The sequence below is a fragment of the uncultured Meiothermus sp. genome, from assembly GCF_937863175.1.
Lineage (GTDB): Bacteria > Deinococcota > Deinococci > Deinococcales > Thermaceae > Meiothermus.
In genome coordinates, this window is sequence record NZ_CALMCQ010000153.1 from 1 (window position 1) to 7,383 (window position 7,383).

Annotated in this window: 9 protein-coding genes; 4 read left to right on the forward strand and 5 right to left on the reverse strand. The window is 59.7% G+C overall.

Going from position 1 to position 7,383, the window contains the following annotated elements:
• The 4 genes from Q0288_RS06040 to Q0288_RS06055 all read right to left on the reverse strand — a co-directional run.
• On the reverse strand, positions 1-894 hold an 894-nt coding region (locus Q0288_RS06040), incomplete at its 3' end, for an NAD(P)H-dependent glycerol-3-phosphate dehydrogenase (protein WP_299428703.1).
• Positions 895-1,108: 214 nt separating this feature from the next.
• A complete protein-coding gene (locus tag Q0288_RS06045; RefSeq protein WP_299428680.1) occupies positions 1,109-2,185 on the reverse strand; it encodes a stage II sporulation protein M in 1,077 nt (358 codons plus the stop codon).
• Between the two features lie 25 nt (positions 2,186-2,210).
• Complete coding sequence (gene pyrE, locus Q0288_RS06050; protein WP_299428683.1) at positions 2,211-2,762, reverse strand: orotate phosphoribosyltransferase; 552 nt, start codon at positions 2,760-2,762, stop codon at positions 2,211-2,213.
• A gap of 78 nt (positions 2,763-2,840) precedes the next feature.
• On the reverse strand, positions 2,841-3,920 hold the full coding sequence (locus tag Q0288_RS06055) for a PA0069 family radical SAM protein (RefSeq protein ID WP_299428686.1): 1,080 nt from the start codon (positions 3,918-3,920) through the stop codon (positions 2,841-2,843).
• A 145-nt stretch (positions 3,921-4,065) separates the two neighbouring features.
• On the opposite strand from Q0288_RS06055, the gene Q0288_RS06060 reads away from it, so the two are divergent.
• The 4 genes from Q0288_RS06060 to Q0288_RS06075 are packed head-to-tail and all read left to right on the forward strand — an operon-like array spanning position 4,066 to position 6,798.
• Positions 4,066-4,425 (forward strand): hypothetical protein, encoded by a 360-nt coding sequence (locus tag Q0288_RS06060; RefSeq protein WP_299428689.1) that lies wholly within the window; start codon positions 4,066-4,068, stop codon positions 4,423-4,425.
• Between the two features lie 56 nt (positions 4,426-4,481).
• Complete coding sequence (locus Q0288_RS06065; RefSeq protein WP_299428691.1) at positions 4,482-5,213, forward strand: hypothetical protein; 732 nt, start codon at positions 4,482-4,484, stop codon at positions 5,211-5,213.
• Positions 5,206-6,291 carry an enolase C-terminal domain-like protein gene (locus Q0288_RS06070; RefSeq protein ID WP_299428694.1) on the forward strand — a complete coding sequence of 362 codons (1,086 nt, stop codon included), beginning with the start codon at positions 5,206-5,208 and terminating at the stop codon, positions 6,289-6,291. Before Q0288_RS06065 ends, Q0288_RS06070 begins: the two co-directional genes overlap by 8 nt.
• 6 nt (positions 6,292-6,297) lie before the next feature.
• The gene (locus Q0288_RS06075) at positions 6,298-6,798 is read left to right on the forward strand and encodes a hypothetical protein (RefSeq protein WP_299428697.1); all 501 of its coding nucleotides are present in this window, start codon (positions 6,298-6,300) and stop codon (positions 6,796-6,798) included.
• A 14-nt stretch (positions 6,799-6,812) separates the two neighbouring features.
• Here Q0288_RS06075 and Q0288_RS06080 read toward each other — a convergent pair.
• The coding region (locus Q0288_RS06080) for a GNAT family N-acetyltransferase (RefSeq protein ID WP_299428700.1) at positions 6,813-7,383 on the reverse strand (571 nt) is incomplete at its 5' end.

Here is a 7,383-nt window from a genome sequence, read left to right on the forward strand (position 1 = left end):
GATGGGCAGGTCGGCCCCGGTCTCCAGATCCCAGAAGTGCAGGGCTTTAGCGGTGTAGATACCCTCCACCACCGACTTCTGGGCTTGAATCCGGGCCAGTGTCTCGCCCTGCACCAGACGTTCCCCGGCGCGACGGTTGCGTGAGAGGGGGCTGCTGGCGGTAGCGATCAGGTCGCCGAGGCCCGAAAGCCCCATGAAGGTGGCGTCCTGGGCGCCCTGGGCCACCCCAAATTTGATGATTTCGCGCAGTCCACGGGTGATGAGGGAGGCCTTGGCATTGTCGCCGAGCTTAAGCCCATCCACCATCCCGGCAGCCAGGGCAATCACGTTTTTGAGCGCGCCGCCCAGTTCCACCCCCACCAGATCCGAGGAGGTATAGACCCGGAAACTCGGCCCACTGAAGACCTGTTGTACCTGCCGGGCAAACTCCGAGTCCTGGCACGCCACCACCGAAGTCGCCGGCAAAAACCGTGCGATTTCTTCGGCCAGGTTGGGGCCGGAAAGCACCGCTATCCGCGAGACCCCGGTCACTTCCTCTATCACCTGGCTCATGCGAAACAGGTGATGGTCGGTGAATTGCAGGCCCTTGGTCACCGAGACATAGGCTTTTGCCTTGGGCAACACCTCAAGCGTTTGCCGAATGGCCTTGGAAGGAACCGCCACCACTGCAAAGCTGGCATTTTGCAGGGCTTCCTCGGCGTCGGCGGTAGGGTAGAGGTTTTCGGGGAAGCGCACCCCCGGCAGATACTCGCGGTTCTGCCGCTCCAGGCGCATGGCCTGGGCCTGTTCGAGCCGCCGCGCCCAGAAATAGACCGGGATGCCCCTGGAGGAGGCCAGCAAAGCCAGGGCCGTACCCCAGGCCCCCGCTCCAATTACCGCAATGGGGCTATGCATGGTCCCGCCAGCTTTCTGCGGCTGAGGTTCATTCAGGGTCATGGAGTAAGGCATATCGAGAATAATAGCTGAATCCGCTGCGGCTCATGATCGTGCTCTCGAGGCTTTGGGAGAACCTGGCAAGTGCATCCTTCAACGCAGGCGAAATCTCTGACACGATTCTTCGCATACTACAGCGTGTACGCATCGGCTGCGTAAAGCGGTCAAAAACCCGCTAGGGGCGCATCAGCATCAGCAGGGAGAAAGACTCGTACCAGGCCCCAAGCAACAGGAAAAAGGCCCCCAGATAGACCATCAGGCCCAGCGCCCGCAGGCCCGCCCGATACCCCTCAGCCCGCAGGGTCTTGAGCATTAACACCATGCCGCCAAAGGTGGCCAGAATGTAGGCTTGCAACTCGATTACGATGGTAGGCAGGTGCAGCAGATAGTTGACCAGAGGAAAGGCTACTGGGGAGAGGGCAAACCCCAGCACAAAGTAGCGCATGGCATTGAATAATAGCGCTGGAATTCCCAGCAATAGCCCAGGTAGTGCGGTGGTTAGAATCAGTCCATTGACGAAATTCCAGTAGAAAATCACGATGGCCAGACCCAGCACCCCACCCCCCAAAGCCCCGCCAATACCAATCTGTTCCAGGCTACCCCGTACGATCTCCTGCACCAGCTTGACCAGCTGGGGGTTGGCATAGGCTACCAGTCCACCCAGAGCAAACAAGCCATAAAGGCCAATATTCATGCCCATGTAGAGTCCACGGTATTTCCGCACCAGCGCCCAGCCCTCACTCCACCAGCGGGCCAGCGCATTGTTGCCCCGCAGGGCCACCAGCCAGCCCAGCGAAAAGGCTACAAAAAGCACCCAGGATAGCGGGTTTTTGATCCAGGCCGGCAACAGGCCTCCCTCCGGCACAAAACCAATGCGGGTCACCTCGCCCTCGCGGAGGGTCACACGAACATCGCCGCCGCGCCCGGCAACGGTCGCGGGAAATTTGACGATGGTTCCAACTGGAGTCAGTTCTTCCTGGGGTTCATTGAGGTTAACGGAGAGATTGCGGGGGGGTGGGGCAAAGGCAAAGCTGCGCTCGAGTATCCGCACCGCCTCCTCGGCAGGCTTGCCCACCGCCTGCGAGGGATCTACCGTGTATTTTCCTGCCTGCCAGTCCTGGATAGCCTGCCGGGCTATCTCGAGGTTGCCCTGGGCAAGGGAGAAAGAAGCGATAGGAAGAACCAGGGCCACCAGCAACACCAAGAACCGTCGGTTGGCCACCGGCAGTTTGTAACCCGAAACATCGTTCATACACCCACAGCCTACTTCTTCTACTCTAAACTTCCTGTAAGGGCAGACCCCGTTGACACAAAGGGCAGGAGTCCGGGGCATAGGTGGGAAAATCAAGTTGGGTGAGCGAGTGAAACGGCACCCCAAACTCAGCCCGGCCCGCACTCCGGTCTACGATGGAGCCCACCGCAGCACACCGGCCTCCCCTGGCCTCGGCAGCCTGAATCGCCTGCTGCACCGAGCTGCCAGTAGTGACCACATCCTCCACCGCCAGGAAGCGTTCACCGGGGTGGATGGTCAGCCCCTCGCGTATCCACATTCCCCCTTTGCCATCCTTCTCGGCAAAGAGCGCCCGCACCCCCAGGGCTTTGGCGGTTACGAAAGCCAGCACCACCCCCCCCATGGCCGGGCCAATCACAAACTGGATATCCAGTTCCTCAAATAGCTCGCCCAGAGCCTGCCCCACCGCCTCGGCATAGAGCGGGTGTTGCAGCAGGGTGGTTGACTGCAAAAACTTGGGGCTGTGCCGGCCCGAGCGCAGCAAAAAATGCCCTTCCAGCAAGGCCCCGGTTTCTTGGTAGAGGTTGAGGATGTCCACAAAATCAATCCTACTCGAATTTGCTCGAGCGCCATCCAGCCTGGTGAGCACTTTACTGACTGCTAAAGTCCGGCCTGGCTATTCAAACAACCCCGCCTGCACCGCTCTTCCCGGAACCCGAAAGTGCTCGGTGGTCAGCTTGCGCCCTGGCCGGGGCAAGCCGGCTTGTTTGCAGGCCGCCTTGTGCAGCTGGGCAATTTGTTCGGCAAAAATACCCTCGCCGGTCATGCGGTAGCCAAAACGAGGGTCGTTGAGGCGTCCCCCGCGCAAGGCTTTGATGCGGCCCACTACTTTGTTCTTGCGCTCGGGGTAGTGACGCTCGAGCCAGTCCAAAAACAAATCCTTCACCCCATAGGGCAGATGCACGATGTTAAAACCCACCCAACCAGCCCCGGCATCGGCAGCCGCCTGCACCAGCCCTGGAATCTCGTGGTCGGTCAGGCCGGGGATGACTGGGGCGGTCATCACCCCCACCGGAATGCCCGCACTGGCCAGCATCTCCACGGCTTTCAGGCGGCGCCCGGGCGCCGAGGTGCGGGGCTCCATCAGTCTGCGGAGTTTTTCGTCCAGAGTGGTGATGGAAAGGGCCACCGAAACACAGTCCCAGGCGGCCAGTTCCCTGAGCAGGTCAATATCGCGGGTCACAAGATAGTTCTTGGTAATCAAGCTAACCGGGTTGCGAAAGTCCAGAAATACTTCCAGGCACCGCCGGGTGAGTTCAAACTGCCGCTCGGCGGGCTGGTAGATGTCGGTCACACCGCTAAACATCACAATCTGGGGCTTCCACCTCCTGCGGGCCAGCTCGTTACGCAGCAACTGGGGCGCATCCAGTTTGACCATAATCCGACTCTCGAAGTCCAGCCCTGCCGAAAAACCCAGGTATTCGTGGGTGGGGCGGGCGTAGCAGTAGGCGCACCCGTGAGCGCAGCCCCGGTAGGGGTTCACCGAAGCGCTCAGGCCGATATCGGGAGAGTCGTTGTAGGTGATAAGCGAGCGGGATTTGTCGTGGAAATACAGGGTCTCGGTTTTCAAATCCACCGGCTCGAAATACTCGTCCAGAGGGTCGAACGAAACCTGCACCCGCTCGAAGCGGTTGGAAGGGTTGGTGGCCGCCCCGCGCCCGACCAGGATCTTATGGGTTTTGGGGTCAGGGTACATGATAAAAATCGTAGCATATTTTCACTTGATTTTTTGTTATTTACGTAATAGGCTTGTGCCCAGGCAAGACCCTGGACAACTGGACGTCTGGGTTGGACAGAGCCTGGCGTATCTCGCCATCCTACCCGCCAAAAAGGAGGCAGCCGTGAGTGGTTTTGATCCGGTGTTTGAGCAACTCAAGACCATCATGAAGCCTTACCAAAATGAACTGGTAGTCAAGACCGATGAGCCAGGCCACTACTCCCTTAACACGCCTTTCAAACGCCCGGATAGCTACGTACTGTGGTTCGGCGGGGTGCAGATCAAGAAGAACTACGTCAGCTACCATCTGATGCCGGTTTATGGCTATCCTGAGCTTTTGCAGGGCATCTCGCCCGAACTCAAAAAGCGCATGCAGGGCAAGTCGTGTTTCAACTTCAAAAAGCTTGACGACGCACTGCTGGAAGAGTTGAAGGCCCTCACCCAAAAAGGCTTTGAGTGTTTCAAGCATGAGGGGTTGGTCTGACTCGAGGAGACCTCACCGTTTGGACAGAATCCCCTCCATCCAGCAAAATAGGCAGCATGGCTCGTGCGCTCTACCTTCCCGGCGGGCCTGCGCCGCCCGATGCACAACCGCTGCCTGAAGTTCCTTTGCTGATCCTGGTGGGCTTGACCGGGGTGGGCAAAACCAGCCTGATCGAACACCTGGGTTTTGCCACCCTGCCCGACCGGCGGGAACTGGTAGATCACTACGTTTTCCCCCTCTATGGCTATACTGCTGAGAGCCAGCTTGACCGTAGCCAGCGGTTTGCCCTCACGCGGCGCTTTCGCCAGGAACACCCCGGAGGGGTAGCGGAAATCCTGGTTCAGGGCCGCATAGTTCCCACCTGGCCCCTTCTCTTCGACGGCCTGCGCGGCGAGAACGAGGTGCGCTTCGCACTAAAGCACCTGCCCAGGTGTTACTTCATCGTGCTGGAGGCCCGCGACCTGACCCGCCTCTCGCGCTTGCTCGAGCGGGGCGACCCGTTTGATCGGGTGCGCGTGGATTCCAGTGACCTCTCCCACCTACGGGAACTTGCTAAAGGGGTCTTGAGCGAAAGTGAACTCGAGGTAGCCTTACGGTGGAATGTTTCGACCCGGGAACTCTCCGCCAAGCTCAAGATCGTAGCAGAGGAGCGCAAAAACTATGATCCCGCCGGAACCCGGCGGGTTTTACAGGGTTCGCCCAGAGCCTTATTTCTGGATACCGAGACCCTGAGCGTTGCGCAAGAAGCGGCTGCCATTGGCAGGTTTGTGGAGCAGACTCATGCCTAGTATCAAGCGCATCACCCCCCGTTCGTTTCGCTTACCGCTCAAGGGTAAGTTGCGCTGGGGCAAAGCCTCGGAACTAGCGGCTCTGGAGCATCTGCTGCTGGAGGTAGAGCTGTCCGATGGCTCGATAGGCCGGGCCGAAATTCCCCCGCGCCCGACCATTTACGGCGAGACCGCAGGCACCATCCTGGCCGCACTGGAGTATCTGGCCCCGCAGTTGCTTGGACTCGAGGTCGAGGACACCGAGGCGGTGCAAAACGTTCTGCACCACTTTCCCAACAACCCCACCACCAAAGGCGGGCTGGATATCGCACTGTGGGAAGCCTGGGCCAGGAGTGAGGGGCAGGAACTCTGGCAGGTTCTGGAGCCCCAGCAAGAGCGGATCCGAGTGAGCTATATCCTGGGCATTGCCGACGAGGCCGAGATGCGGGCCGAGGCTCGAGCGGTCTATGCAGCCGGGGTACGGGTGTTGAAGGTGAAAGTAGGCCGCGATCTGAACGATGATTTGGCCCGCATTGCCGCCCTCACAGAGCAACTGCCCGATGTGGAGCTTTATGCTGATGCCAACCAGACCCTATCCCCCCAGGAAGCCGAGACCTATCTTCGACTCTGGGCCGAGGCTGGACTGCTATTTGTGGAAGAACCCCTGCCCATTTCCGAAGTGCTGGCCCGAAAGCGGTTACGCGGAGCGGCCATTTTGCCGATCATTGCCGATGATTCAGCCTTTACCCTGAGCGATCTGTGGCGAGAGGCGCAACTCGACACCTACGATGTTTTGAATCTCAAGCCCGCCCGCACCGGCTATACCCAGACCCTGGAGATGCTGGCGCTCAACCGTGCCGAGGGCAAAAAAGCAATGGTGGGGTCGCAAGCCCTGTCCAGCTTCGGAGCTTACCAGTCGGCCCTGATGGCTTTCCAGGAGGGGGTGAGCGAACCCAGCGAACTGGCCTTCCACCTTAAGGCCGAAGGGGGTTTCTGTGAGTTTCCGGCCCTGCGGGAGGGCTGGCTATACTGGGAAGACCTGGCACAGTGCCGCTTCGACCTCGAGGCCTTCGAGCAGTATGCACAAACCCGGCGGTAGAGTCCTATGACCCCCCTTCTGCTTCCCGAGCGCATCCTCCAGGTGTTGCGGGTCATCTGCCCCATCCTGAACGATGCCAGGGTGGACTGGGCGGTGAGCGGGAGTCTGGCCCTGGCACTGCATGGGTTGCCGGTCGCACCCAAGGATATAGACCTCCTGACCGACCGGGTGGGGGCCGAACAAATGGCCCAGTTGCTGTCCGAGTACCTGGTCTACCCCCCTGGTATGCACCTGGGGGTTCGGCTGGTGCGCTCGTATATGGCCCAGTACAGGATTCGTGACATTGTGGTGGAGGTAATGGGCAACCTGGAGTTCCAGACCCTTAATGGGCGCTGGAACCCCGGGCCAGACTTCCGCCTTAAACAACTACGCACCGACTACCTGGGCCTGAGCATTCCGATTGTTTCGCTGGAATATTTGCTCGAGTTCTATACCCAGCTCCAACGTCCGGGCCGGGTTGCGCTAATTGAAGCCAAACTTAAACTGGGGTCGGAAGAGGGCCGGTAATCTTTGGCGTCTGGCTACAGAAGCTCCAGCGCGTAGGTCATGACAGCACCGGTCTGCCTGAAACCCAGGCGTTTGTAAAGGGCTTGAGCGGCTTTTTCGTGGTCGTGGGCACGCACCTGCAGGAACCTGATCTGAGGGTTGCTGAAGGCCCGCTCGGTAGCCACGCCCAGCAGCGCCCGCCCCAGGCCCTTGCCTCTGGCCTCGGGCACCACCCCGATATAGGCTATTTCGGCCTTGGTATCGTCGAGTTCCAGTTCGGCCATGCCTACGGGTTCCCCATTTTTACCCGTGTGGTAGGCCATAAAGAGTTCGACCTCGGAGCCCAAAAAGTGCTGGCGCAGTTCTTCGTCGGTCCAGTGCAAGCGCAGGCTCCAGCCATCGTCGGCGCGGCTGTAGAGGTCACGGTAGACCTGGGGGTCGCAGGGTTCGGCCAGTTTGATTTTGAACCCCGGGGGAACCGGGTAGGTCAAATCGGTACGATCAATGCAGTAAAAGTAGGTGGTGTGCTCGGCAGAAAAACCCACCTGCTCCAGTAATTGACGGGCATGGCGGTTGCTGGCCTCGGGGAAGGCATAGAGGGTTGGG

Excerpts from the sequence above, each read along its gene's own strand:
- Q0288_RS06045 (WP_299428680.1), bottom strand. The coding sequence starts at position 2,185 with ATGAACGATGTTTCGGGTTACAAACTGCCGGTGGCCAACCGACGGTTC.
- Q0288_RS06055 (WP_299428686.1), bottom strand. The coding sequence starts at position 3,920 with ATGTACCCTGACCCCAAAACCCATAAGATCCTGGTCGGGCGCGGGGCG.
- Q0288_RS06065 (WP_299428691.1), top strand. The coding sequence starts at position 4,482 with ATGGCTCGTGCGCTCTACCTTCCCGGCGGGCCTGCGCCGCCCGATGCA.
- Q0288_RS06070 (WP_299428694.1), top strand. The coding sequence starts at position 5,206 with ATGCCTAGTATCAAGCGCATCACCCCCCGTTCGTTTCGCTTACCGCTC.
- Q0288_RS06075 (WP_299428697.1), top strand. The coding sequence starts at position 6,298 with ATGACCCCCCTTCTGCTTCCCGAGCGCATCCTCCAGGTGTTGCGGGTC.